Genomic DNA, 23,973 nt, shown 5'->3' on the forward strand with positions numbered 1-23,973 from the left:
CAAACGCCGCATTCAATAGCATAGATCATATCAGAAGCGAGGCACAAGCTCATAATGTAATGCTCACGGGACTATTTCCAACGTAACGTGGGAGGATGTAGGTGAAGATGCCTTGACGCTTAAAGAACCAGGCACGGTAAACATTACGGGCGGCGGAGCGTACCACGCCTATGACAAAGTGTTCCAAATCAATGCGGAAGGCACGATTAACATTAAAAACTTTAGAGCCGATGATATTGGAAAGCTGGTTCGTCAACTGGGAGGCTCTAAATTCAGAGTAAATATGACCGTGGATAACTCGGATATTTCCAACGTAAAGGATTCGATCCTGAGATCAGACGGTCCTAATAGCAAAGCTAAAATTACGAATACTCGCTATCACAATGTGCCACAATTGTTCAAAGGCTTTGCTTCCGGTAATACGAGCGAGTCCGGGAATACTAAATATTAATTGGAGTGTAGTATAGGATAGGAGTACGGATATGAAAAGGGGCTGTCCAACAGGTCGAGTGGATCTGATTGGATAGCCCTTTTGGGTACGTCAATTTACACGAAGGAGATCTGGACTTCGTTTGGAACGAGGACTGTGATATGATCGTGCTATTACATTTTATACAAAAAAAGTTGGGTAGCCATGAATTGTTTTCATCCATATGTGAATGTTGACGGTACTTTGAATGATACGCTGGCACGGAATCGTGAAATTTTATATACAGGTACGAATGGTCGACATGTAGAACGTTTTTACGTATCGCCTTCTGAAAGTTATGTGTTCAAGCCGCTAACCAATGATGAGCAGGAAGGGCGGGAGAAATGGGTATATGAGCATGTGCTTGCTTCGTTGCCACCCATCTATCCCCAACTGCTGGCCTGGTCTAATGCAGGCACGGATGGCAGAGGGGAATGGATGATCCTCGAGGACCTTGGTTCGCTGCACCATTTACATGAAGAAAAAACGATGTTGCGAGCTGTTGGACTTGTCGCGTGGTGGCATGCTTTGCCGACAGATCGTTTTACTGGCATTCCGCTGCGCGGTCCGAAACCACTCATTAAGGAGATGGCTTCTGAACTGTACGAGCGTAAGCCTGAGGTGCTGAAGCTTTGCAGTTCATTGGGATTCTCCAAGCAACAGGTGCAGGGTATTTATGTACGGCTGGAGCACCAGTCTTTTTCGCAGCAGCTTGTACTGTCGCATGGTGATCTTCATCCGGGGAACTATGCGCTAAGCGGGGAACGGCTTATAGTGCTGGACTGGGAGCATGCTCATCTGAACATACCGCTGTGGGATGTGTACCATCTGATCGACATGTCCCATCCGTTGTTCCCACGTCGTATGACGTCCGATTTGCGTATCCGTATGCTGGACACGTATCTGGAGCAGCTGGAGCTGTTGGGGATAAGAGTGGATCGAGCGATATTTTTACTGGAATATGGCATGTTTGCTGTGGTATTTTCGCTGTGGATGCTGCTGCTAATTCAAAGTGATTTACAGAGGCTTGGAACGAGCCAGCATAGAAACGGCGACAAATGGTCAAAAGAGCAATTAGAGGCTCAACGGGGAGAAACGTTAGCCTGCTTGAACGAATGTGCAGCGATGATGGAATGGGGACAAAGAAAGTGGGGAGCTAGATGAAAAAAGTCGGTTTGGTCATGAGAAAAATACAATTTGCTGAAGCGCAGGGTCCTCGCATTTTTGCAGAACGTCTGAAGCAGATTGGGCTGGAATTGGGAGTGGATATTGTATTTGTATCCCCGGAGCGCCATGTGAGCAGCCATGACTGGCTGCCGGGGTATGAGCACGAAAAGGGTGATCTGGTCAATTATGATATCGTTCTGGACCAGCTCCATGAGCAGCAGATTGAGCACGTGATTTATACGGTATCCGGTTTTACATATCTGAACATGTTTTTTAAAAAGAGTGTGCTTTTTCCACACAGTTTTCCTGATCCGGCGCTTACAGGCTATGAGATGATGAAGCCTTTTTATCAGATCGTCGATAAGGCTATTGTGCAGACCCCTTTTCTCAAGCAAGAGATGGCATCCAGGTTTGGCGTAACCGATGTGACGGTCATCCCGATTGGCTTTAATGAGCGGCTGGTGGAAAAGCACTTCGACCCTGCGCAGGTTGTGGAGAACCGGGTGATGTGGATTGGTAGAGATGAGGAGAATCGACGTCCTGATCTGGTACTGGAGTATGCGCGGCATAATCCCGACAAGGATGTCTACATGGTGTTTGGCGGTGAGCGCTACAAGGAAAGCATGAAGAAATATGACATCCCTGACAATGTGAAGCTTCAATTTGCGTTGACGCAGGATGAGGTGTTTGCGCTGATGAACACGGCGAAGGTATATTGGAGCTGCTCCAAATTCGACACGTTCGCGATGCCGCTGACCGAAGCGCTGGCCATGGGAAAAATCGTCGTCAAGCCGGAGCATCCTTGCTATGGACATATCAGCTCCACACATTCATTTTCAGGAAATGAGAAAAACTGGTTCGAGCTGGTCAATATGGCTGCCGCCTCACCTCGCCGGGTTTCGATGGAGAATCAGGCATACGCCATGGAACAGTTTTCAAGTAAGGTGATGAAGCAGGGATATCGGGATTTCTTTGACCGTTGGTTAAGCTGAACGGCGAGGCAAAATACTGTGGTTTCAACACGCGTCTGAGCGTCCGGAATTAAAACACAAATAACCCGCAAGGTGGTCACTTTTTTTCAAAATGTCCATTTTGCGGGTTACAATTCACTGACTTATGATTTGGACTTTACTGGCATCGGGGTTCCTTTTTTAAATCGAACCGGTCTTCTCGGAATTCTGCGAATGCCGGATTCCCCGGATTTGGAAGGTAACGCCGTACGAGTTGTCTTTGATGTCGGTTGACTTTTTCTTGTACTGGTGACGAACTCGAGAGTGAAATTAACTACAGATTCATCAATGGGGAGTCTACGCAGCCCCACTCGTCTGGATGATCCGCTGCTATAGCTCCAACACCAGTGAAAATCACGGCTAGTACTTCTCGGAAGGCGTGTATAGTACGTACCTGGCCACGTATTTCCGGAGTTATCTTCAGCATAATAATAGAATGTGGTTCCCCCTACGGACCCGCTCCATACTTCCCTCGTATCACCAGGCGCTATCCGATACCAGCCGATTTTAGAATAACTGATGGGGTGACAGTCGGAACTAGGATAAGCATAGGCAGCATAGATAGTGTTACTTGTGTTGTTAGTAAAATAAAGGCTCATCATACGCACTTCTTTCCTCATAAATTGGTATTGCACTGTCATACTATGAGGAATTTAGAAGAAGGGACTGGACAATATCCTCTAATCTGTGAAAAATAAACCATTCGTTTACGTCCAACTTGCTATTTTTAGAGATACGCCGCCATTTATTGCTGCGGTCCAATTGGTAGCTGTACACTGTCCAACAAACTGAACGATTCTATGATTGTGTCTCTGTTGCTGCTTTAGTATGAGCCGTCTTGCGATCCATCATGTAGCTGACCAGCATCAGTAGCAGGCCGCCGACGGTGATCAGAGATGCCACCCATGGGATAGCAGCCACCCCCATTTGATTAATAACGACTCCACCGATAAAAGCACCACCTGCGTTACCCAGATTCAATGCGGAATGGCTGGAGGTGGAGGAGAGCAAAGGAGCTTCATAGGCCAGGTTCATGATGCGAACCTGAATCCCCGGCATGATGCCGAACGCGGCAATCCCCCATATAAAGACAGTGATGACCGCCAGTACCTTGCTTTGAAGCGTAAACGTCAGAATAGCCAGAATAATGGCCAGTACAGCATAGTTTGCAATCAAGGACGGCAGCAACTTCCAATCTGCGAGCTTGCCGCCAACGATGTTGCCGATGGTTACACCGAGTCCGAACAGGACGAGAATCCACGTAATGCTGTGCTCGGCAAAGCCACTAATGTCGGTAAGCAGAGGCGTGATGTACGTAAAGACAGAGAACAGGCTCCCACAGCCGATAGCCCCTGTGAGCAGCATTAGCAGCACCTTTGGATTAAACAGACTTCGGACTTCCTGTTTGAGACTGGAAGGCTTGTCCTGCTGAATAACCGGGATATAACGAATGATGCCCAAAAGAGAAATGAGGCCGATCACGACAATGGCTCCAAACGAGGCTCGCCAGCCGAGCTGCTGCCCAATAAAGGTACCAAACGGCACACCGATAATGTTCGCTACGGTCAATCCGGTCAGTACCATAGAAATGGCACCAGCCCGCTTGTCAGGACGAACCAGTCTGGCGGCGATCAAGGAACCGGCGCCCAAAAAGGTTCCGTGTGATAACGCGGTAGCCATGCGGGCCACAATGAGAAGCTCGTAGTTGGGGGCAACGACGGAGAACAGATTGCCTAAAATAAATATGGCCATTAGCAGGCAAAGCAGTTTTTTTTGCGGCACCTTGTGAGTTAATACGGTAAGCACAGGTGCGCCAATGGCTACGCCCAGCGCGTAACTGGTAATAAGCTGTCCGGCTTGTGGAATCGTAACATGAAGATCATGGGCTACATTGGGCAGAAGTCCCATAATGACAAATTCGGTCATCCCGATGGCGAAGGCGCCAAGTGTCAGCCATAGCAAGGAAGGGGGAAAGCGATTAGCTGTCATATGTTCTTGACTACTCATAAGTTTCTTGTATCCTCCTGAAAAAATAGTAATGCGAGTATATCATTACAGTCGATATCTGGCGACCCATTTTGCAAGAATTTTACACACTAAATAGATAAGATTTATATAGTTTACAAAGGCGGCGGGTAGGAAGCAGCTAATTATGTTATTTTGTTAGTAGGGAACACTCAAGGAGGGAACAACGATGACACTTAAAGTGGTACATCATATTACTGATTTAATTGGAGATACACCTTGTGTAAGGTTGCAACGGCTCACAGGGCCGCAGGATGCAGAGGTGTATGTAAAGCTGGAATATTTTAATCCAAGCGGCAGTGTCAAGGATCGGGCGGCAGGCAACCTGATTGCCGAGGCTGAAAAGGCGGGGCATCTACAGCCGGGAGGCACCATTATTGAGCCAACCAGCGGCAATACGGGTATCGGACTTGCGATGAATGCAGCTGCGCGAGGCTACCGTGCGATTCTGGTGATGCCGTCGAATATGACGAGGGAACGAATCAATATTTTAAAAGCATACGGGGCTGAGGTTGTGCTGACCCCGGCAGAGGAACGAATGCCCGGCGCGATCCGCAAGGCGCTCGAATTGGGGGCTGAAATTGAGGGAAGCTTTATCCCGCATCAATTTGAAAATGAGGCTAACCCGGATATTCATCGTACAACGACGGCACTTGAAATTTTGGAGCAGACGGAAGGAAGGCTGGATGTGTTCGTCGCCTCTTCGGGAACGGGCGGTACGATTACGGGAACGGGTGAGGTGCTGCGCCAGCATTTGCCGGATCTGCGGGTTGTCGTGGTAGAGCCGAAGGGTTCGCCAGTGCTGTCCGGGGGAAAACCCGGTCCACATAAGCTGGTTGGCACCAGTCCGGGATTTATTCCTGACGTACTGAATACGAAGGTTTATGATGAAATCGTACAGGTTTCCGATGAGGATGCGATTGCAATGACCCGGGCGATTGCTGCCGAGGAAGGGATTCTCGTGGGGCCCTCCAGTGGAGCTACGATTTGGACGGCCATACAGGAAGCCCGGCGCTTGGGAGCGGGCAAACGGGTGCTTTGTATTGCGCCAGACACTGGAGAGCGTTATTTGAGCATGGGGATATTCGGATAAAAAGGCTTCATGACGCAAATATTTTTTGGGGGTTGAAGGAGGAGCATTATGAAGATTATGCCTTTACAGAAACGTGGAATTTCTGATAGTCGTCTGGTGCTTGGTTGTATGCCTTTTGGTGGAGAATGGAGTCATGCCCCGTATACGCAGGAGCATATCATCGAAGCTGAAAGAGCCATAGAAGCGGCACGTTCCATCGGAATTACAATGTTCGATCATGCGGACATTTACCGTATGGGGAAAGCGGAAGAAATTTTCGGCCGGATTTTAAAGAGACAACCCGGTTTGCGTGAACAAATCGTAATTCAGTCCAAATGCGGGATTTTCCTGCCGGATGGTGCACTCCCGGGTCGCTTTGACTTCTCATATGCTCATATTATGGAGTCCGTGGATGGCATCTTGAAGCGTTTGGGAACTGAGTACTTGGACATTCTGCTGCTGCACCGCCCCGATCCGCTGGTAGAACCGGAGGAAGTAGCAGAGGCGTTCGGCAAGCTCAAGGCGTCCGGCAAAGTCCGGCATTTTGGCGTTTCCAATATGAATGTAAGCCAGATTCGTTTTTTGGAGCGCAGCCTGACGGAGCCATTGGTCGTTAATCAGTTGGAGATGAGCCTGGCACATCTGCATTTTGTAGATCAGACCGTGCATGTGAATCAGCAGGCGGGGACGAATGTACATTTTGGCGAAGGCTTGCTGGAATATTGCCAAACAGAGGATATTCAGCTTCAAGCGTGGGGACCGCTGGCACAGGGACGTTTTAGCGGAGGACCTTTGGACGGAGAGCCTGAGCATGTTCGCAAGACGGCAGAGCTGGTGCATAAGCTGGCTACTGAAAAGGAAACGACATGTGAAGCTATCGTCCTGGGCTGGCTTATGAAGCATCCGGCACGGATTCAGCCCGTTATTGGCAGCGCCAATCCTGAACGAATCAGGGCGTGTCAGGATGCGGAACGTCAGAGCGAGCTAATGACCCGTGAGGAATGGTATGAATTGTACGTCAGCGCACGCGGACAAGCCTTGCCGTAACTCGTAAAAAGGCCCTTCCTTTGTCTAATAAACGGACGAGGAAGGGTCTTTTTACGTGTGGATACATCCTGTATTTTCTCAATAGAGCTATTCCTCTTCGTACCGTGCGAGGGCCTTGGTGATTGTTTCTTTCATACGGGAAATCAGTCGGTCGCCCTGAACGACCTTGACACGTTTGCCGAGGAAACGGATTTTGGATAGCACGTATTCACATTCATCAGCCTGAAAAGTGAGCGTAATACGATAGGTATCTATTTCCTGAACATATTCAACCTCTTTTTCAAAACAGGAAAAAGCATATAAAATACGGGACATTTCCGCGTTGTATATAGGAATAATTTCAATGATGCCCTGTTCCTTGCGTGACTCCAGAATACCGAGTATACGCTGGGTGAATTTCTCCGCCTCTTCAGGGGAAAGCTCCTCTGTGGTGACGGTTACGATATTGGACAGCTTGGTGGACATCAGCGCCCGGTGTCGTCGGTTATACCATAGCAGGCTCCATTCCTTCTTGACCATGGAAAACTCCAGCTTATATGGGAAACCGGGCATTCGCTCATGCATACACCCGTTACGCAGTCGGTAGCTCATACTGATGCCTGAACCGGACCGCAGGAGGGGACGCAATACACGCAGGAGCGGATGGTAGACGGAGGTAGCCGAGCTGCCTGCCTTTTCCTTCAAGCTCCCATCGGCCTCCAGCAGTTCATCGTCTGCCAGCATTAACCGAAGCTTATCCAGCATCGAAGGGGTGAAAGCCTCTACCGCCGCCGCGTCTGCCAGCATGGATTGTAGCCAGACCCTTTCCTGCGAGGTGGTGGCAAAAGCACCCGATTCATCCAGTCGTGAGACGATCTGATAGTTAAATATTTTCTCAAACAGGCTCATAATAGGCTTGCAGCTCCTTCCATTCCTGCCTGAATTCCTTGCGCAGCCGCTCTGGCTCCAATACTTCACAGCTTGATCCGAAGCTGCGAATCCATGGTTTAATCTCGGTAATACCGTTTACTATAATTTCATAGATAAAGGATTCGCTTTCTTCCTCCGTAATCGTACCCCATTGTCCCTGTAACAGCACACGTTCCCGAATAAAATTGCGCTTCGCACCCTCAGGATTAAAAAAGCGCACCCGGACCTTCACAGCGCGTCCAGTATCCACAAGCCAGCTATACCGCATTTTTTCTTCCAACATCGCCAGCAGGTCGGCAAAATACTGCTCAGGCACGGGCTTCCCCTCCACCAGTTGCGTCATGCCTTCCAAGCGGAACTTCATGATTCCTTTGCCGCCCACGTGCCCCAGCACGTACCAGCGCCCATATTGGTGATCATAGATGACCTGCAGGGGCAGGATCGTATGCCTCCGACCTTCCGTCTCCTTTTCAAACAGCGGATTGGTATTCTGTGACCCGTACATGCTGCGTTTGGTCGTCGAAAAATATAAAAAGCTCACATAGCGCCGTTGCCGAATGGCATGCAAGAGCGGGTGAATATGGGCCTCGTCCAGAATGCGTGAGTAGTAGTGATACTTGTATAAAAAAGGTTCCGCCATATCTCGATCTCCGTCTTGACGGCGCATCGCTTTTTTCAAATGATCTCGCAACAGGTATCCCTGCACAGAGGGAAGCTGAGTGTTGGCCATAATGTCTACAAAGTCATATAAGTCCAGTAATTCCTCATCCGTCAGCCCTGTGAGCAGATCATTGCGGACAGCATAGCGGTAAGGTCTGCCACCTGGCTCCTTGCGAACTACGCCGACTTCGACCAGGTATTTCAGGTCCGAGCGGATGGTTTTTTCATCCGGCAGCGTACTGTCGGGAGCCAGTCCGTCACAGCAGGCATCCAGCAGCTCCATGGTGGTCAGGGGCTGTGATTGTAGTGCTGTCAGCAGTAAAGCCAAACGGACGCTTTCCGATTCCTTGAGCGATTTGGCTCGAAACAGAAATAACAGTAATGGATCAGCGGATTCATAATAATTAAAGCGCAGCATCTCATTAAAGTCATGTCCCTGCTCTGCCGGTAGCTGCTGCTGCACGGATTGGACGATTTCCTTGAGCCGCCGGATCGTCTTATCGAAGGTATGTATCGAAATGCCCAGTCTGTCTGCAAATTGCTGCCGATTGTAAGCACCGCTTGTTAATGTCAGCAGGCGCAGAAATTGAATTTCTTTATCAAAGCTCTCTTTCGCCATGGTGAATTCCCCATTTCTGTTGCCGTTCTGCGAAAACAAGTATCCCTTTATTTTAACAGGGAAGGGAAGCAGGAAAAAGGAAATTTATTCATCCTTGTAATACTTTCACCATGTTCACGACTTTCAAAATCAAGGATCATAGGGATACAAGGTAACCATGATGAGCAAGAAGCAACACATAACAGAAAGGTGATGCAGCATGTTTGGAAGAATCAAAAACAAGGCGTAATATCCATGGATTATGAGCATGCTGCCCCTGCTGATTTGCCGGGCTTGGGACCAGAGTATAAAGCGCATCAATGCCTGGGTATGCTGTTGCAAATATTGTTTTCTTACGAAGGAGTAGGCGAACAGCTCGTTGCAACGGGACTTTGGAGTCCAGTGATCTCCTCCAATCGGTATGCAGCGCTTCATGTACTCAAGGTATGGGATACGTTAAAATATATGGGGGGATAAGCATGAGCGATATGAAACGGAAGCACGATTTAATCAAGCCGGACATGCGCGCAACGATTTTGCGTGAGCTGCGAGCCTTGGAGCAGAAGGAGCAGGTGCGTATTGTATATGCCTGTGAGTCAGGCAGTCGGGCATGGGGATTTCCTTCACAGGACAGTGACTATGATGTGCGTTTTATCTATGTAAGGCCGATGGAATGGTATTTGTCCATTTTTGACAAACGGGATGTGATTGAGCGTCCGATCAGTGATTTGCTGGATATGAACGGCTGGGATTTGAAAAAGGCGCTTAGTTTGTTTCGCAAGTCCAATCCGCCCTTGCTGGAATGGCTGCAATCCCCGATTCCCTACCTGGAGCAATATTCGGTGGCTGATCAGATTCGTGCTATATCGCCGCTAACCTTCTCTTCCAAGTCCTGTATGTATCACTATCTGAATATGGCACGGGGGAACTACCGGGATTATTTGCAGGGAGAACAGGTGAGGATCAAAAAGTATTTTTATGTACTGCGCCCGCTGCTGGCTTGCGGCTGGATTGAACGGTATAACAGCATGCCTCCGCTGGAATTTGAAACGCTGCTGGAGGCATTAATTCCCTCAGATACAGAGCTTTATCAGGTCATTGGGCATTTGCTGGAGCGTAAAAAGGCGGGCGAGGAACTTGATATTGAGCCACAGCTTTTGGTGTTGAATGATTTTATACAGCAGCAAATTGCTTATTTTGAACAGACAGCACCTTTGCTCCGGCATATGGAGGGGGAGCGTGATCAGCAGCTGGATGATTTGTTCCGCGCTGCGGTAAAGGAAGTATGGGAAGCATAAGCGGGGGAGGAAGGGGAGTAGGCAGCACAGGATAGGAATGGTCGCTTTCGACCCTCCACAGCGGCAGAAACGTGACTCCATAATACCTGTCCTGCATATTCAAACGCTTCTGCTGCTATCTCGTCTTTATTAACAAAACTCCGGTATATTCCTCCCTTGGTTAACCCCGTTTCAGCCGGTATTGACATGGGGTTGCAGATCGTTGCTTGGGAATGTGGGGATGATTATGCGAAGCTGGTTCAGCTCGCAACAGAATATGATCCGCAACCTCCCTTCAACTGCGGTTCCCTGCTAAAGGCTCCTTCTGATATTATTGAGAAAACAAAGCTGCTTTTTGCCACATCCATTTGAGGAGGTATGTAAGCTGAGCAAAAAAAGGTTTCAAGGTTCCCCAATAAGATACATATACCCGGCCATACTGATTTTTATCATGATATATATTATTTACACGCTGATTGGCAATTTGGTTATGGATTCGCAATCCACAGCTTTTCTCAGTCATAAAACAGACCTGAGGGATTCCTTTAGGCTGCCAGTTTGGTTAAGTGTCATGTATGTGCATGTGGTCTTTGCTTGCTTGGCGATGCTGACCGGAGCCATAAATTTCTCTGGAAGAATATTAACAAATAACCGTAAGCTCCACCGATTCAATGGATATGTCTATGTCATTTCTGTATTCATCGTGACACTTTCGTCAGGTTATATGGCACCTCACTCTACGGGAGGAAAAATCGTAAGTATAGCCTTTAATATGGTGAATTTATTTTGGCCTGCGATGACGATTATCGCATTAATTCAAGTTGGAAGAAAACAGTTCAACAAGCACCGAAAATGGATGATACGAAGCTATTTATTCTGCTTCACCAATTTGTTCATTCATTTGATTACTTTTGTGTGCAATAACGGTTTAGGTATGATTTATGTAACCAGTTATACAATCGGAGTTTATGGAGCGATTGTGCTGAATTTTATTATAGCTGAATACATCATTCGGTTTATTTTTAGGAAGACAGTAAACATTCAGTAAGCATTTGTCGATCGACAGATCCAAAAAAGGGTTCAGGTTATTCCTTCAAAATAAGATTGTCAAAGTGATAGATGTGGTGTACATTAAAGTGAATTAAAAAGCATTGTCGGGAGCTTGAGAAAGTCAGGCTGAGAGGGTGGCCCCTGCCGCCGACCGTGAAATCTGATCTGGGTAATGCCAGCGTAGAGAAACTTAGAGCACTATACAAATAACAGGAATAATCGCGTGTATTGTGCGGCTTGTCGTTGAATTCAATTCATATCATATAACAACTAAGTAGCTGCGGATCTGTAAAATGCTGCAGACGAGCAGGGAGCATTTTGTTCTGCCCCTGACTTTGGCTTGGTTGCAGTGCAGCAGCTCAGGCTACAGTTATATGAGACATATCGACAAGTGTTGTTTTGTATGGTGATCACCTTATGACTGCGCATAAAGCTTGCCTGGAGATTCAGCTCCGGACAGGCTTTTTTTTATGGCCAAGAGGCCTATTTTAAGGGGAAAGAGGAGTATATCATCAATGAATACTAATGTAAGAGCGTCAAAAGGGTTAAAGCTGACAGATATTTTGGTCACGATTGTAATCTCTGTTGTGTTCGGGCTGGTCTATAAAATATGGGGGCCTGCCTATGATTTGATGAAGCCATTCGGTCTGCACGCCGAGCAGCTGATGTATGGCATGTGGTTTATGGCAGGCACGTTCGCTTATCTCATCATTCGCAAGCCGGGGGTTGCGATTTTGGCAGAAGTAGCCGCGGCAACAGTCAGTGCTTTTCTGGGAAGCGAATGGGGAATGTCCACCTTGTACTATGGTCTGCTGCAAGGCTTGGGTGCGGAGCTGTTCTTCGCGGTTTTTCTGTATAGGAACGCCAATCTGTGGGTCACTTCACTGGCTGCTGTCGGAGCGTCCGTCGCCTCTCTGATTTTGGATTTCAGCTACGGGTATGTTGATCAGCTTTCGACCTGGAACTACATTTTGTATATTGGATTCCGTATGGTAGGCAGTATCGTAATTGCCGGGGTGTTCGCATTTTATCTGGCTAAGGCGCTGGAAGTAACCGGGGTCACACGAACCTTGAGACCTGCAACGCAGCAGGATTACAAGGGGCTGGATTAATGTGTCGGGCAGCCGAGGATGTGGTGGCGTCGGTCACCCGTCTTCGATTGAAATTTCCCGGTGAACAGGAACTGCTTTTTCATAATATGTCTTTATCCGTTCGTAAAGGGGAAAAGCTGTTGCTGCTTGGACCAAGCGGATGCGGCAAATCAACGCTGCTCCAGGTGCTGAGCGGCCTGATTCCGCGTACGATTGAAGTACCTATGAAATGCGATGCTGCCGTAATTCCGGCTCGTTCCGGTATCGTATTTCAAGATCCAGATACGCAGTTTTGCATGTCATATGCAGACGAGGAACTGGCTTTTGTGCTGGAAAATAATCAGGTTCCGCGGGAGCAAATGCCGTCCCGTATTCGCAGACTGCTAACGCAGGTCGGACTTTCGACGGATGATGTGCACATGCCCATTGGCAGTATGTCACAGGGGATGAAGCAGCGTCTGGCCATAGCGTCTGTGCTGGCGATGGAGCCGGAGGTGCTTTTTCTGGATGAACCTACGGCCTTGCTGGACGAAGAAGGTACCGCACAGGTGTGGGATACGATTCGCCACATTTCGGAAAACCAGACGCTGGTGATCGTAGAGCATAAAGTGAATGAAATTGTCCATGATGTGGATCGGATTGTAGTGCTTTCCGCTCAAGGGGAGATCATTGCGGACGGGGATGCGGAGGAAGTATTTCATGTACATCGGCAGGCATTGTCTGAGTACGGCGTATGGTATCCGGGGGTATGGGATGAAGCGTCCTCGCCACGTTGGAGAGAGCAACTAACACAGCAAAAGGGGGCGGGAAGTGTCGACAGACCGTCGATCTTGGCGGCTGAATCTGCTCTACTGGAGCTGGAAGATTTCTGTGGCCTGCGCGGATCAAGTCCAGTCATTGATGTAGAGCAGGCACAGGTGAATCCGGGCGACTGGATTGGCGTGGTCGGTGAAAACGGAGCGGGTAAAAGCTCGGTGCTGCTCTCCATGATGCGCTTGCTTCACACCCGGGGACGTTATCGTGTGGACGGCGTAGAGGCTGGCGGTACGGAGGAGCTGGCAGAGCGTATTGCGTTCGTGTTTCAAAATCCCGAGCTGCAATTCGTAGCGCACACTGTACGGAAGGAACTGGAGTATTCGTTACCCCAAAGCTTGTTTACAGCCGAACAGCGCGGTGAGCGAGTGGATCGACTGCTCGTACAGTTCGGACTGGAACGACTGGACGAACGCCATCCGTATCAGCTTTCGCTCGGACAAAAGAGGCGGCTGAGCATTGCCACGGCTATGATCCGTGAGCCAGCCGTGCTGCTGCTGGATGAACCGACCTTTGGGCAGGATGCGCGTAATACCTTTGTTATCCTGGACATGCTGGAGGAACTTAGAGTGGCAGGCACAGCTATCGTGATGGTGACACATGACCCGGAAATCGTTCGTCGGTACTGCACAGGTACATGGCGGGTGCAGAAGGGAGAGCTACGACATGAACCTGTCTTTTCCCCATCATGAAACCTGGCTGCATCGTGTTAATCCGGGGCTAAAGCTCGTGATGTTTTTCTTGTTATTCATAGTCGTTATTGTCATTCATAATCCAAACGCCATGTTTAATGTAGCGTGTGCTATGTTGCTGCTGCTTGTCTGGTCTGGGCACCCGTGGAAGCGACTGCTGCTGTATGGCTCTCCTTTTATATTGGTGTTTATTTCGACCTCCACAGGTATGATGCTGTTCGGTAAAGGGGTGACGACCTGGTGGACGTGGGGCTTGATCCACATTACGCGGGAAAGCTTTTATCGGGGCATGCATCTGGGCTTTCGTGCATTGAGCATGGCAGCAGCAGGGCTGCTATTTGGTTTGACGACTCGCCCGGTGAATCTTTTTTATTCGCTGATGCAGCAATGGAGGCTTCCTCCGAAGTATGCGTACAGCTTTTTGGCAGCCATGCGAATGATGCCGATTATGCTGGAAGAGTTCCAGACATTGAGACATGCCCATCGTATTCGAGGTTCAGAGCAGCATGTGTCCAAATGGAATATGTATGCCATGCTTCGCAGATATGCGATCCCGCTGCTGGCTCAAAGCATCCGGCGAGCGCAGCGAATCGCTATCGCCATGGAGGCCAAGGGCTTTGTTAATGAAACCAGGCGCACGTATTATTATGTGATCCGCTATTCGGCTGTAGATATTGTGTTTATTTGTTATTTTGTGGTGATGCTTACGCTGGCTTGGGAGCTTGGTATCCGCTTTCCTTACGTAGGAGTGTGGGATGTGCGCTAATTTGCTGCCAAAAGGCTTTGCCCGGTTTCTGCTCTTTGTTATATTAATGCAATGGGATTTGACGGCTCGTACAGACCTGACTGGGCTGACGGACTTATTATATTTTCCCTGAGAAAAGGAACATCAGGAGGCCAGTTTCATGATTACGCTGCATCAGGTAAGCAAGCATTATACCACCTCCAGCGGCCAATTTGATGCGGTTCAATTCGATCATTGCTGGATGTTCCCAAGGGCGTGATTGAAGCCGCTACTTCTATGGGAGCGTCTACTCTCCAGCTAATTTTCAAATTTCTGTACGTGGAAGCCCGTTCCGGGCTTGTACTGGGTTTGACCACATCGACCATCAGCTTCATCTCCTACTCCACAGTGATGGGCATTGTGGGCGGCGGCGGAGTAGGCGATTTTGCCATCCGCTACGGCTACCAGCGGTTCGAAACAGGCTTGATGGCGTTCACCATCGTTGTCATGATCATTTTCGTACAAACGATCCAGTTCACCGGAAGCACCATATCCCGCCGAATCGACAAGCGGTAGCAGAGAAGTACGCTGAGGATGAAAGGTTTTAGCACACATTTGCCCGCAGAAGGCAATAAATTATTTCACTACACTTGCACCACCCACTATGGAAAGTAAAAATGACTTTACAGTACCTCAAAAGCGGAGCGAAGGATTTGAATCTGAAGAAGCGTTAGCGTTCGCCTTTGAAATGGGATTCTAACCTATAAATCACTTTATTAATCAGAGAGAATCCCGGTTCAACAGCGATCCTAAGATCAAATCATTCGCGAAGCGGCTCCCTCTGTAACTCACTTTTTATCTTCCCAATCACAATTTACTTGGAGGTTCCACATCGAATAGTCGCAAAAACAACATGAAAATAAATCTTAAATTACTTACACTATTTGCTGTTGTTATGCTATTGGTTGCTGGATGCGGTGGTCAAAAGCAGGCAGCGCAAGAGACACAATCTAAAGAAGCGACTTCCCAAAAAGAAGTGACCTTGAAAGTAGCGACACTGATCCCGCCGATGACCGATGTGCTGGATATCGTAAAACCGCTGCTTAAACAGGACGGAGTCAATCTGGAAATCGTCGTGCTGTCGGACAACATCCAGCCGAACAACGCTTTGGCAAGTCACGAAGTGGATGCGAACTTCTTCTAGCACGCCCCTTATATGCAACAATATAATGAAAGCAACAAGGCCGATCTGGTAGCGGTAAAGCCGATTTACAACGCCATTTACGGTGCCTACTCTAAAAAATACAAGAACATTAAAGACCTGCCTGAAGGTGCGACCATTGCAATTGCCAATGATCCCGCTAATACCGGACGCTCTTTGGTCATGATGGAGCAAAATGGCCTGATCAAGCTTAAAGAAGGTGTTGGCTATAATGCTACACAGGCTGATATTATTGAGAACAAGAAAAAGTTTGTGTTTAAAGAAGTGGATCTGTTGATGCTGGCGCGGTCACTGGATGATGTGGACATGGCTGCCATGTATCCTGCCTATGCCAAGCCGCTGGGTCTGACGCCGAAGAAGGACGCGCTGATTACGGAAAAGGATGATGCCCACTTTGCCATTAATCTGGTAGCGCGCAAGAGTAATGCGAATTCCGACGCGATTCAAAAGCTGGCAAAACGTATGACCGGACCGGAGGTTCGCAAATTTTTTGAGGATCATTACAAGGACAGCGTTGTTCCAGCTTTTTAAAAAATAAGTGCTTTGAAACATCGTTTTATGATAAATATGACCTGTAAAAGGTAATGAAGTCTGTGACGAGCAGATGAAATTCCTTGTGCAGGTCTTTTTCTTTTCTACCCTTTATATGGATATTTTTTGGCGAAAACAGGGTATAAAGTCTTAGTTTTTAAGGTTTTAGGGTACGACACTGCTATAAATTTTGGTCATTAAGGGCGATGGAGTAATGCTTGTGAGCATATTAAAATAAATATACGAACAAACATTCGTTTTAGGTTTGGTTAACATTTTTTTGTAGCGGTCAAAAAATTCAGCTGACAACGGATCAAAAGTGGAAGTAAGAAGGAAGGGGAACGTTATGAAGCTGGTTGTAACTGTAAAAAGTTTGGGAAAACGCAAGCCAGCACTCGCACGGCAAGAAATGGAGCTGAGTCCTGTACCGCAAAACTTACGAGAGCTGATTGCGGCAACGGTTGCCCTGAATGTCCGAAGACTGCGGGAAAAACAGGATAGCGTCGCGCTGATTCCTTTCCTCACAGGGGAGGAAATTCAGATGCAAGGAGAGACAGGCAAGGTCGGATTCGGTTCCATTTATAATGATGCAATACCTGATATTCAGAATGCTGTAGACACAGCGATGCAGGCTTTTGCAGATGGTTTATACAGAGTTTTTGTACGTGACGAGGAAGCTACTGAACCTGATGCTCCTTTGTTGCTGGAGGATGGAGACGAGATTGTATTTATACGTTTTACAATGCTGGCCGGAGGCCTATGGTAGAGGGGGAAATGAAATATGCATCAGGAGAAAAATGAGCAGGAATATTTCACCATACTGAAGGAGCGCGCGGCGCAACTGGATGGACAACAACAGGAGTTGGCGCAGTATGTTATAGAAATGGGACAGCTTCCTTACATACACGAGGACGAGGTGCCTTTTAACGAATGTCAGCGAATATTGAAAGCACAGGCTGTAGCAAGCGGAGAATCGCTGTTCAAGCCTCTGGCAGAGGTACTGTGTCGGTTGGTTGGACACACGACAGGTGATGTGTTCGCACATATAACGGAGCACGTGACGGAATATCCGTACAGTACAGGGTATGAGCGTAAACCGTTTCGCACCTCGGATATTACGGCTCATACTTCGCGGATTTATAAAAGAATGGTGCAGTTGATCCGCATGGACTGGATCGGTTTCTCCATTATGGATTATTTAACGAAAAAGGATTATGAACAAGGCAGGGATTACCGGATTCAGGAGGCGATTAGTGATTGGATAGCCTATGAGCTGGATAGCGGTAATTCACAGGTGCTTGAGGCGTTAAAAGGTATTATTTATGGCGATAATCAGGCGGCATTACTTACGCGCGGCATGATTAAAGGACTGCTCTTGAGCCATCAGGAGGAGCATTATCACATGATTGGTGAGCTCCTGACAGCGGCCAAGCTTCAAGAGGGACTGCGACAAAGCATTGTAGAGCAAATGGATGAAGGAACCCGGGAGGCTCTTATATACCTGTTGAAGTTGATTATAGACCAAGACTTCATTCGTTACAGCTCGGTGGTGCGGGCGCTCGCGGTATGGACAGGTATGGGGCTGGAATCTGCCAATCAGCGGGTAGTTCGCCAACTGATTGAGCAGGCGTATGAGGCATTGACCCATAGTGAGCGGCGCCAAGAGTGGTTGACCAGTCCAAATGCCAATGAAGTCTACATGAGTCTGTGGGCTACGGCAGTGCATGAGGAACGTGACTTGTATGGGCAAGTGCGGCAACTCATGGAGCAGGGAGCCCCTTATCAGAAAATCATAGCACTTTATGTGCTGTCTAATAGTGAGAACAAGGATGTACGTCTCGGAGTTGCCAGAGAATATTTGGACCAGACGGACCCGGAGCTTCAATATTGGATACTGAAGAACTATACAAGTCATTATTTTTATGAATGGGTAGAAGGCGGGACAGTCGCGGATCGGATCGTTAAAGTAGCGCATACTCCTTTGCTGGATAGCAAAGAGGAGCGGCACAAGGATTTTGAGCGACTGCATGCCCTGTTTGTACATATGAAAAAGGGAGAGTCCACCGGGCCCTCCAAGGTGCTGGATTTTGTAAACGTTTATCATCGCTCGGATGCTCCAATTCAAAAAATGCTGTATCTCGCCGGGTATGATATGGATGCAGACTGGATTGGGAAAATCATAGCCCTGAAGGATCAGATTAGCCCTAACCTGCGTGGCGAGCTGCTAAATCATTTTGTGCAAAAACCTGATGACAAGGTGCAACGTGATTTTATTTTTTCCTGCTTGTCTGACAAAAGCATGAGCATTCGTGAGTTCGCTGTTGCCAAGGCACGCAAGCTGACGCTGTCGGAAGCAGAAATGCAGCAGATGGAGGCTTTATTAAAGCTAAAGACAGGCTCTCTACGGCAAAGTGTCATCGGTGTGCTGCTCTCACAGCCGCAGGAGCCTTTGGCTGGCTCGCTGGAACGGCTGCTCAAAGCCAAGGCGGAGCTGCAACGATTGGGTGGATTGGAAATATTGACGAAAATATATGCAGACCCTGAGCATGCAGAACAATATGAAAGCCTGCGGGCTTTGGCGGATATCATTCAGCAACCGACAGCTAAAGAGGAGCAGTTGCTATCCAAGCTGGGGCAGGAGGACGCTTATACAGGAGCAAACGGCTTTGGTCTGTACGATCCGAATGCCGGGGAGGCTTGGCTGGAGGAGAAAGCTGATTTGGGCAATTTCCGATTGGCCGATATTTTTGTTTGTTCATTGGAGAAGCTCAAGCAATTCTTGAGTGGACTGGATGAGCTTGTCCACCGTCATCGTGATGTAGAATATACTGCGGAATACTATTCGGGCTACAAAGAGACGCTGCTCATTGGGACAAACCTTCGTCCTCTACGGCTGGTTCAGGTCGATGAAGAAGTAGATTCCAGGCTGTCTTTATATCCTCTTTATGAGGAATGGAACCGTTATTTGCAGGAGAGTGGCATTGGAGCGCGCGAACTACTGGAGCTTGTGTTTTATGACCGATTGGAGCCAATGGATCAAACGCTGGATCGCTACTACCGTTATTTCTCCAATATGGACTATTCAGAACGAAGCAAGCACAAGCTGCTGGAAGGGTGGCGTAAAGACTTGGCCGAGCAAATGTATCCTTTGGACCGGATTAACGAGGTTCAGAAGTGGATGGCGGAGCTGACCTATTCCAGTCAAGTAAGCACACTGATCAATGCTTATTTCCCGGATACATCCGGTGAGGAAACATTTGACGTAATTGACCTTGCCTTAAATGCATTGATGCAGGCCATGCCCCAGGACAGACCTGCTGAGGACATGGGAATGCTTCATCTATTAGCCAGCCCGTGGGTGGCACTGGAGAAGGGACGGATCCATGATGGTAAGTCCTTTAAGCGATTTTTCCATACCTTTGTGAACTATTCAAAACTGCCAGGATCAGAACATCGTTATTATTCGCCGCTGGATCTGGCGGATTATTTCAAGGCATATGGAGACGGATTGATTGGTGTAGGGGAAGTATATCGGGAACTGTTGGCTGGCAGTAGTAGCCGCGGTCATATGGGTTCCTTAACAAACGCACGTAATACTTGGATTACCGGCTCGCCAGAATTTATAGAAATACGGCGTACGGTTATTGATCGGCTGCTGGAGGTTGAATTGGCTCGAGGTGATTTGCCTACCGAGGCTACGCCAAAGGTTATGGGTCTGAAGCGGATTGAAGGCATGGAATATTTTATCCGTATTCTGGAAGGCCTTGACAAGGAGACGTTCGTCCGAGGTTATGTGTACGGATACGGTGATCGTATTACCAAAAAGGAATCGTTCAGCCACTTGCTGAAGGTGTGTTATCCGAGTGAAGGCGAAGATGCCATGCTGCTCAAGGAAAAGCTGAAAAATGCTAAAATTACGGATAAACGTCTGCTGGAGGCAGCGATGTATGCTCCACAGTGGATTGAGATTGTAGCGAATTACCTAGGATGGGAAGGGCTTCGCAGTGCGGCATGGTACTTCCATGCACATATTAATGAAGGCTTTTCGGCTGAAAAGGAGACGATTGTAGCTCATTATTCGCCGATTGCTCCGCAGGATTTTAATGACGGCGCTTTCGATATTCACTGGTTCCATGAAGCTTATGAGACGTTGGGCGAAGAGCGATTTGACCTGCTGTACGATTGTGCCAAGTATATTTCGGCTGGAGCCAATCATCGCCGATCGCAGTTGTTTGCAGATGCGACGCTGGGCAAGCTGAAGCTGGATGAAATAAAACAATCCGTGGAAGACAAACGGAATAAGGATCATTTGCTGACCTACAGTCTGATCCCACTTGCAGAGCCTCCTGAACCGGATGTGAGGGAACGCTATGACTTTATTCAGCGGTTTCTGGAGCACAGCAAAAAATTTGGAGCACAGCGTAAGGCTAGTGAAGCTTTGGTCTCGCGGATTGCACTCGGAAATTTGGCCCGCAATGCAGGTTATGATGACGTAACCCGGCTCGTATGGGATATGGAAGCACGTAAGCTGGAGGATCTCCGGTCTTATTTTGAGCCACATGCCTTGGAAGAGGGGACAACGATACAACTTGTCATTGATGAAGAAGGGGCAGCAGACATTGAGGTTGTCCGCAAAGGGAAGACGCTGAAGTCTATTCCGGCTCGTTTTAAGAAGGCTAAGTATGTTGCTGCCTTAAAGGAACTTAAAGGGGATTTGGTAGATCAGTACCGAAGAGCCCGCAAAGAGCTGGAACGCTCTATGGAATCCGGTACGGCTTTCTTGGTGAAGGAGTTGAAGGGATTATTGGGTAATCCCGTGCTTGCTCCATTGGTACGTACGTTGGTATTCAAGGCCGGGGATCATCTTGGATATTTCAACGAGGATACGTTGGCGTTGACTGCTCCTTCTGCTGAACAGCATACTGTGGGAGAAGAGGAGAAGCTGATTATCGCCCATCCGCTTCATTTGTACGAAAGCGGCCGTTGGGGCGACTTCCAGAAGGACTTATTTGACCGTCAGATTCGTCAGCCGTTTAAGCAGGTGTTCCGTGAGCTGTACTTGCCGAATGAGGACGAACGTGCAAGCGCAACGGTTTCCCGCCGATATGCGGGACATCAGGTACAGCCGAATAAAACGGTATCCCTGCTGAAGGGTCGCCAGTGGACGGTCAGCTATGAGGACGGACTCCAAAAGGTGTATTATGCCGAAAATCTGATCGCTAACCTGTACGCCATGGCGGATTGGTTCTCACCAGCGGACACCGAAGCGCCTACGCTGGAAACGGTGCAGTTCTTTGATCGGACAACGTATAAAAGTGTTCCGTTAGATGAAGTTTCTCCTGTCTGTTCTCCGAAGTCATGCGGGACGTGGATCTGGTTGTTAGTGTTGCTCATGTGGGCGGCGTTGATCCGGAAGCCAGTCTTACGACCATTGAAATGCGCAGCGTTATTGTACAGGAATCATTGCGTTTGCTGAAAATCAGCAATGTACGGTTGGATGGAAATTATGCACGTATAGATGGCACGCTTGGGGAATATGCGGTGCATTTGGGAAGCGGTGGTGTCTACAAGCAAGCGAAGGGAGCGCTGCATATCATTCCGGTGCATGCACAGCATCGTGGGCGCATCTTCCTGCCGTTTCTGGATGAGGACCCAAGAACAGCCGAAATTTTATCCAAAATTGTGCTGCTGGCTGAGGATCAGAAGATCAAGGACCCGCAAATTCTTACGCAGCTTAAAGTGTAGGACGTACTAACTCAGCTTTCGCACCTGGGTAATCCCTGATATTCTGGATCAACTGTATGATGGGGACTGAGTTTTCCCAGCTACATCAAGTGGGTGTTCACAAGTCTAGCTGCGGAAGTTGAGTTATGTAATATTAAGGCACAACAATGAACTAGGAGAATGCAGTGATGGTCAATAGCATCTTTATAAAAGAGTATTCAAGCGAGTATCAATCACAGGTTGTCGATTTAATCTTGCATATTCAACAAAATGAATATGATATCGCCATAACCAAGGAAGATCAGCCAGATCTGCTTGAAATTGAAAGCTTTTATCAGAGAGGTAACGGCAACTTCTGGGTAGCTCTAAGTGAAGGAACCGTAGTGGGGACTGTAGCTTTGTTAGATATTGGGGACCATAAGACAGCACTCAGAAAGATGTTTGTCAAACAGAGCTATAGAGGTCAAGCGTTTAATGTGTCGCATCAATTATTGCATCATGCCATAGATTGGGCCAGGGAAAGGGCTATTGAAGAAATCTACCTTGGAACAACGCCACAATTCGTAGCAGCTCATCGCTTTTATGAGAAGAATGGCTTTGTTAGTATAGCTCTTGATGAATTGCCGGTTGGCTTTCCCGTTATGAAAGTGGATAAAAAGTTTTATAAATACGTCATTCATTAATTGGTTTAAGCCGGGATGCTTCTGGATGACATCCTGGCTCAAAACCTTAATTAGTAGTTCGCCGTGTCGTTCCGTTGCCGAGCGACAGCAAAAACCTCTGTTCAGCAGGAATTACTTTTGTTTAGGGTAGCCGTTTGCTAGAATGAAGAAGATTGTGTTAGTCAACGTTAACCATACTGCTGGGAGGGAAACAAGTATGAGCCAAAAGATTAAATGGGGAATTGTCGGCACGGGATGGATCTCTGATCAGTTTGTTGCGGATTTGGCGCATGTTACGAATGGAGAAGGGTATGCCGTTGGATCGCGCACTATTGAAAGCGCTACCGAATTTGCAGCCAAGCATCAATTGGCACGGGCTTACGGAAGCTACAAGGAATTAGTGCAGGATTCCGAGGTCGATGCTATTTACGTAGGTACTCCTCATCCTTTTCATACAGAAAATGTTCTGACAGCCCTCCGGGCGGGCAAAGCCGTCTTGTGTGAGAAGCCCTTCACTGTGAATAGCAAAGAGCTGGAGGAACTGATCAGCTTTGCGCGTGAGCGTAAGCTATTTTTGATGGAAGCCATGTGGACACGCTTTTTGCCTCCGATTCGCCAAGTGCGAGAGTGGATACATAAGGGACGCATTGGCGAGATAAAGCTGGTTAAGGCGGAATTTGGTTTTCGTGTAGAATGGAACCCGGAGGACGGCTTTTAAACCCTGAGCTGGGCGGAGGAGCTTTGTTGGACACGGGAATTATCCGGTTTCTTTTGCTTCGATGATCTTCGGCCCTGAACCTGAGCATGTATGGAGTACCGCCCATATTGGGGAGACGGGCGTTGATGAGACATTTTCTATCCTGCTGGATTACGGCAACGGACGCACGGCTATGCTTAACGGAGCGGTTCGTCTCGGACTGACGAATGAAGCCTATATTCATGGAACCAAGGGCTATATTCACATTCCGTCCTTCCTGAACAGCACATCGGCCACTTTAGTTGTGGATGGTGAAGAAGCGCACCACTTCCAGGATGACCGTGTTTTTACAGGATACGCCTTTGAAGCAGAAGAAGTGGGGCGCTGCCTGAACGAAGGCTTGCTCGAAAGCTCTATTATTTCTTTGGATGAATCACTAGGGATTATGAAGCTAATGGATCAGATTCGCGCACAGTGGGGACTTCGGTATCCGTTTGAATAATCACGTCAATTCCAGGGACATTTCCGGTTCT

Annotated in this window: 17 protein-coding genes and 5 pseudogenes; 18 read left to right on the plus strand and 4 right to left on the minus strand. The window is 48.1% G+C overall.

The window, feature by feature from the left end; translation table 11 throughout:
* Positions 1–64: 64 nt before the first annotated feature.
* From L693_RS0124235 to L693_RS0124245, 3 genes and pseudogenes are all read left to right on the plus strand, one after another.
* Positions 65–451, plus strand: a pseudogene (locus L693_RS0124235) (pectate lyase); the annotation flags it as partial.
* Between the two features lie 183 nt (positions 452–634).
* Positions 635–1,633, plus strand: coding sequence for an aminoglycoside phosphotransferase family protein (locus L693_RS0124240; protein ID WP_049825268.1), 999 nt, complete (start codon positions 635–637; stop codon positions 1,631–1,633).
* Positions 1,630–2,628 carry a glycosyltransferase gene (locus L693_RS0124245; RefSeq protein WP_025720717.1) on the plus strand — a complete coding sequence of 333 codons (999 nt, stop codon included), beginning with the start codon at positions 1,630–1,632 and terminating at the stop codon, positions 2,626–2,628. The genes L693_RS0124240 and L693_RS0124245 overlap by 4 nt, the downstream gene beginning before the upstream one ends.
* A gap of 122 nt (positions 2,629–2,750) precedes the next feature.
* Here the strand turns inward: L693_RS0124245 and L693_RS32525 are convergent, their stop codons facing one another.
* Entirely contained in the window at positions 2,751–3,287 is a 537-nt protein-coding gene (locus L693_RS32525) for a DUF1036 domain-containing protein (RefSeq protein WP_081752204.1), read from the minus strand.
* A 157-nt stretch (positions 3,288–3,444) separates the two neighbouring features.
* Entirely contained in the window at positions 3,445–4,653 is a 1,209-nt protein-coding gene (locus L693_RS0124255) for an MFS transporter (protein WP_025720718.1), read from the minus strand.
* Between the two features lie 187 nt (positions 4,654–4,840).
* Between L693_RS0124255 and cysK the strand changes: the two genes are divergently transcribed.
* Both cysK and L693_RS0124265 read left to right on the plus strand, forming a co-directional pair.
* A complete protein-coding gene (cysK, locus tag L693_RS0124260; RefSeq protein ID WP_025720719.1) occupies positions 4,841–5,764 on the plus strand; it encodes a cysteine synthase A in 924 nt (307 codons plus the stop codon).
* Between the two features lie 48 nt (positions 5,765–5,812).
* Positions 5,813–6,790, plus strand: a complete 978-nt coding sequence (locus tag L693_RS0124265; protein WP_025720720.1) for an aldo/keto reductase — start codon at positions 5,813–5,815, stop codon at positions 6,788–6,790.
* A gap of 87 nt (positions 6,791–6,877) precedes the next feature.
* On the opposite strand, the gene L693_RS0124270 is transcribed toward L693_RS0124265, so the two are convergent.
* Together L693_RS0124270 and L693_RS0124275 are read right to left on the minus strand one after the other, a co-directional pair.
* Complete coding sequence (locus L693_RS0124270) at positions 6,878–7,678, minus strand: WYL domain-containing protein (RefSeq protein ID WP_025720722.1); 801 nt, start codon at positions 7,676–7,678, stop codon at positions 6,878–6,880.
* Positions 7,665–8,978, minus strand: coding sequence for a helix-turn-helix transcriptional regulator (locus tag L693_RS0124275; RefSeq protein ID WP_025720723.1), 1,314 nt, complete (start codon positions 8,976–8,978; stop codon positions 7,665–7,667). Before L693_RS0124275 ends, L693_RS0124270 begins: the two co-directional genes overlap by 14 nt.
* A 234-nt stretch (positions 8,979–9,212) precedes the next feature.
* Between L693_RS0124275 and L693_RS30240 the strand changes: the two genes are divergently transcribed.
* From L693_RS30240 to L693_RS0124350, 13 genes and pseudogenes are all read left to right on the plus strand, one after another.
* Positions 9,213–9,434 carry a hypothetical protein gene (locus L693_RS30240; protein ID WP_231503749.1) on the plus strand — a complete coding sequence of 74 codons (222 nt, stop codon included), beginning with the start codon at positions 9,213–9,215 and terminating at the stop codon, positions 9,432–9,434.
* 2 nt (positions 9,435–9,436) lie between these two features.
* The gene (locus tag L693_RS0124285; RefSeq protein WP_025720725.1) at positions 9,437–10,255 is read left to right on the plus strand and encodes a nucleotidyltransferase domain-containing protein; all 819 of its coding nucleotides are present in this window, start codon (positions 9,437–9,439) and stop codon (positions 10,253–10,255) included.
* A gap of 186 nt (positions 10,256–10,441) precedes the next feature.
* A complete protein-coding gene (locus L693_RS30245) occupies positions 10,442–10,606 on the plus strand; it encodes a hypothetical protein (protein ID WP_155983930.1) in 165 nt (54 codons plus the stop codon).
* 79 nt (positions 10,607–10,685) lie between these two features.
* Positions 10,686–11,282: a DUF2306 domain-containing protein gene (locus tag L693_RS0124295; RefSeq protein WP_231503750.1), complete on the plus strand. Its 597-nt coding sequence runs from the start codon at positions 10,686–10,688 to the stop codon at positions 11,280–11,282.
* 517 nt (positions 11,283–11,799) lie between these two features.
* Entirely contained in the window at positions 11,800–12,396 is a 597-nt protein-coding gene (locus L693_RS0124300; protein ID WP_025720728.1) for an ECF transporter S component, read from the plus strand.
* On the plus strand, positions 12,396–13,880 hold the full coding sequence (locus L693_RS0124305) for an ABC transporter ATP-binding protein (protein WP_025720730.1): 1,485 nt from the start codon (positions 12,396–12,398) through the stop codon (positions 13,878–13,880). The genes L693_RS0124300 and L693_RS0124305 overlap by 1 nt, the downstream gene beginning before the upstream one ends.
* Positions 13,855–14,646 (plus strand): energy-coupling factor transporter transmembrane component T family protein, encoded by a 792-nt coding sequence (locus L693_RS0124310; RefSeq protein WP_025720731.1) that lies wholly within the window; start codon positions 13,855–13,857, stop codon positions 14,644–14,646. Before L693_RS0124305 ends, L693_RS0124310 begins: the two co-directional genes overlap by 26 nt.
* A gap of 207 nt (positions 14,647–14,853) precedes the next feature.
* Positions 14,854–15,180, plus strand: a pseudogene (locus L693_RS0124325) (ABC transporter permease subunit); the annotation flags it as partial.
* A gap of 337 nt (positions 15,181–15,517) precedes the next feature.
* A pseudogene (locus L693_RS0124330) lies at positions 15,518–16,357 on the plus strand (MetQ/NlpA family ABC transporter substrate-binding protein).
* Between the two features lie 346 nt (positions 16,358–16,703).
* Positions 16,704–17,123, plus strand: coding sequence for a hypothetical protein (locus tag L693_RS0124335; protein ID WP_025720735.1), 420 nt, complete (start codon positions 16,704–16,706; stop codon positions 17,121–17,123).
* Positions 17,124–17,138: 15 nt separating this feature from the next.
* Positions 17,139–22,102 (plus strand): annotated as a pseudogene (locus L693_RS0124340) (DUF4132 domain-containing protein).
* A 167-nt stretch (positions 22,103–22,269) separates the two neighbouring features.
* The gene (locus L693_RS0124345) at positions 22,270–22,764 is read left to right on the plus strand and encodes a GNAT family N-acetyltransferase (protein ID WP_025720737.1); all 495 of its coding nucleotides are present in this window, start codon (positions 22,270–22,272) and stop codon (positions 22,762–22,764) included.
* A 196-nt stretch (positions 22,765–22,960) separates the two neighbouring features.
* A pseudogene (locus L693_RS0124350) lies at positions 22,961–23,942 on the plus strand (Gfo/Idh/MocA family protein).
* The last annotated feature ends 31 nt before the right edge of the window (positions 23,943–23,973 follow it).

Source organism: Paenibacillus sp. 1-18 (assembly GCF_000520755.1).
GTDB lineage: Bacteria > Bacillota > Bacilli > Paenibacillales > Paenibacillaceae > Paenibacillus > Paenibacillus brasilensis.

What these genes read in the sequence shown, in the direction of transcription:
- L693_RS30240 (WP_231503749.1), top strand. Translation starts at nt 9,213, where the DNA reads ATGGATTATGAGCATGCTGCCCCTGCTGATTTGCCGGGCTTGGGACCA.
- L693_RS0124255 (WP_025720718.1), bottom strand. Translation starts at nt 4,653, where the DNA reads ATGAGTAGTCAAGAACATATGACAGCTAATCGCTTTCCCCCTTCCTTG.
- L693_RS0124285 (WP_025720725.1), top strand. Translation starts at nt 9,437, where the DNA reads ATGAGCGATATGAAACGGAAGCACGATTTAATCAAGCCGGACATGCGC.
- L693_RS0124240 (WP_049825268.1), top strand. Translation starts at nt 635, where the DNA reads ATGAATTGTTTTCATCCATATGTGAATGTTGACGGTACTTTGAATGAT.
- L693_RS0124245 (WP_025720717.1), top strand. Translation starts at nt 1,630, where the DNA reads ATGAAAAAAGTCGGTTTGGTCATGAGAAAAATACAATTTGCTGAAGCG.
- L693_RS0124270 (WP_025720722.1), bottom strand. Translation starts at nt 7,678, where the DNA reads ATGAGCCTGTTTGAGAAAATATTTAACTATCAGATCGTCTCACGACTG.
- L693_RS0124275 (WP_025720723.1), bottom strand. Translation starts at nt 8,978, where the DNA reads ATGGCGAAAGAGAGCTTTGATAAAGAAATTCAATTTCTGCGCCTGCTG.
- L693_RS0124295 (WP_231503750.1), top strand. Translation starts at nt 10,686, where the DNA reads ATGATATATATTATTTACACGCTGATTGGCAATTTGGTTATGGATTCG.
- L693_RS0124310 (WP_025720731.1), top strand. Translation starts at nt 13,855, where the DNA reads ATGAACCTGTCTTTTCCCCATCATGAAACCTGGCTGCATCGTGTTAAT.
- L693_RS0124345 (WP_025720737.1), top strand. Translation starts at nt 22,270, where the DNA reads ATGGTCAATAGCATCTTTATAAAAGAGTATTCAAGCGAGTATCAATCA.
- L693_RS0124265 (WP_025720720.1), top strand. Translation starts at nt 5,813, where the DNA reads ATGAAGATTATGCCTTTACAGAAACGTGGAATTTCTGATAGTCGTCTG.
- L693_RS0124305 (WP_025720730.1), top strand. Translation starts at nt 12,396, where the DNA reads ATGTGTCGGGCAGCCGAGGATGTGGTGGCGTCGGTCACCCGTCTTCGA.
- L693_RS32525 (WP_081752204.1), bottom strand. Translation starts at nt 3,287, where the DNA reads ATGACAGTGCAATACCAATTTATGAGGAAAGAAGTGCGTATGATGAGC.
- cysK (WP_025720719.1), top strand. Translation starts at nt 4,841, where the DNA reads ATGACACTTAAAGTGGTACATCATATTACTGATTTAATTGGAGATACA.
- L693_RS0124300 (WP_025720728.1), top strand. Translation starts at nt 11,800, where the DNA reads ATGAATACTAATGTAAGAGCGTCAAAAGGGTTAAAGCTGACAGATATT.
- L693_RS30245 (WP_155983930.1), top strand. Translation starts at nt 10,442, where the DNA reads ATGGGGTTGCAGATCGTTGCTTGGGAATGTGGGGATGATTATGCGAAG.
- L693_RS0124335 (WP_025720735.1), top strand. Translation starts at nt 16,704, where the DNA reads ATGAAGCTGGTTGTAACTGTAAAAAGTTTGGGAAAACGCAAGCCAGCA.